At 38.2% G+C, this 1,598-nt stretch carries 1 protein-coding gene; it reads right to left on the bottom strand.

Annotated features, from left to right (window positions below; all coding sequences use genetic code 11):
- On the bottom strand, positions 1-1,598 hold a 1,598-nt coding region (locus PX484_RS19410), incomplete at both ends, for an ArsA family ATPase (RefSeq protein WP_288105185.1).

The following is a 1,598-nucleotide window of genomic DNA, read 5'->3' as shown; positions in this document are numbered from 1 at the left end:
TTCGCAATCGTCCCATTAAATCTACACGCCCTAAGACATCTTGATACTTCATCCAAAGCTTAAAAATCCAACTTAACCAATCTCCTAAAGCCGTTGGCATTTCCAAAAATCGCAGGAGATGACCGGTAGGAGCCGTATCTAAAATAATCAAATCTTGTTGTTTCTGGTCTAATAACTCCATTACTTTTACTAGGGACAACATTTCATCAATTCCTGGCAGAGATTGAGCGACAATTTGTCGCCAAGCTTCTGGAGTATAAGCTAGTTTGATGTTCCCTTCTTCCTTACCTTCACCACTAATCATTTCTGCCAGTTCCCATAAATAATCATCCCGAAATTTTTCTAAAACGATATTAGCATCAACTTCTTGACCACTTAAATTAGCAGTTAATTGTGTGGATTGATGTCCTAATTTTGTCCCAAAGGCATCTCCCAAAGAATGAGCCGGATCAATAGAAATAATTCTAATTTTTTGATCGGGATGACGATTAGCTAACGCCCAACCAATGGCCGCGGCAACCGTGGTTTTTCCCACTCCACCCTTGCCACCAATGATAATGAGTTGGCGTTTGTCGTCAATAAAATCACTAAAACTCGGCAGAATTTTTTGCGGCCATTGAATAGGAGGCGGGGCCATAAATTCTACTTTTTCGATAATTTCAATTTGACTCATGATCTGATCTAATGCTTCACCTCCTAGAGGTTCTTTTGCCTGTTGGGGCAGGGTGAAAATTGTCTCTTGACCTGGAATTTTTAGGAATTTATCGAGGAGTTGCTGTTGCTCACTGTAGCGATCTAAATTTTGATTAGGATCCGTTAGAATGCGATTAATAAATAATCTGCCGCAGGGAATATTTAAGTGATGCAAACTATTGAGTAATCGTTCGGTTTCTAATAAACTCATCGGTTCGGCAATTGCCACAATTAAACAAAGGGTAAAATCCCTATTTTGTAGGAGTTGTTTGCCTTCGGTTAATTCTGATTTTGTTTTGACTAAAAAGCCATCCACATCATCGGCATTGTAGGTTTTTGCAAAAGTTTGCGAAATAACACGATGTTTTTCTTGAAACAACTCTAAAGAATTGAGAATAATCTCTAAAAAGTCTTTAATTTCCAATAAATTTAAGGTATGACCAGAGGGGGCCATATCAACAACAATTCGATCAACAACATTCTCTATTAGTAATCGTTGAATTTCTAATAGACCCATGATTTCATCTAAACCTGGCCAGTCTAAATCCCAAACGGGAGTTAAGTCTTCTCCTTCAACAAAACTGCCCCGTTCTACTAAAATTTCTAAAAATTTTCCGTATTTTTCTTTAAATTCTAAGAGCAATTTTTCCGCATCTAATGCCCTAACTTTTAAGTTAGGTAAGTCTTTTACAGGTAATGCCTCATCGCTAACTTCTGTTTGCAATACATCCCCTAAAGAATGAGCAGGATCGGTTGAGATTAATAGGATTTGTTCCTCGGGAAATAATTTAGCCCAACGGCGAGCAAATCCACAGGAAAGGGTGGTTTTTCCCACTCCTCCTTTGCCACTAAACATAACTAAATGTCGAGTGTCATAACGACTTAGAGAGTTATTTACCAAGTTA

Source organism: Microcystis sp. M49636_WE2, assembly GCF_030065375.1.
Classification (GTDB): domain Bacteria; phylum Cyanobacteriota; class Cyanobacteriia; order Cyanobacteriales; family Microcystaceae; genus Microcystis; species Microcystis aeruginosa_C.
Note: the sequence above shows the minus strand (reverse complement) of the source record. Positions and strands in the feature narration are given on the sequence as shown.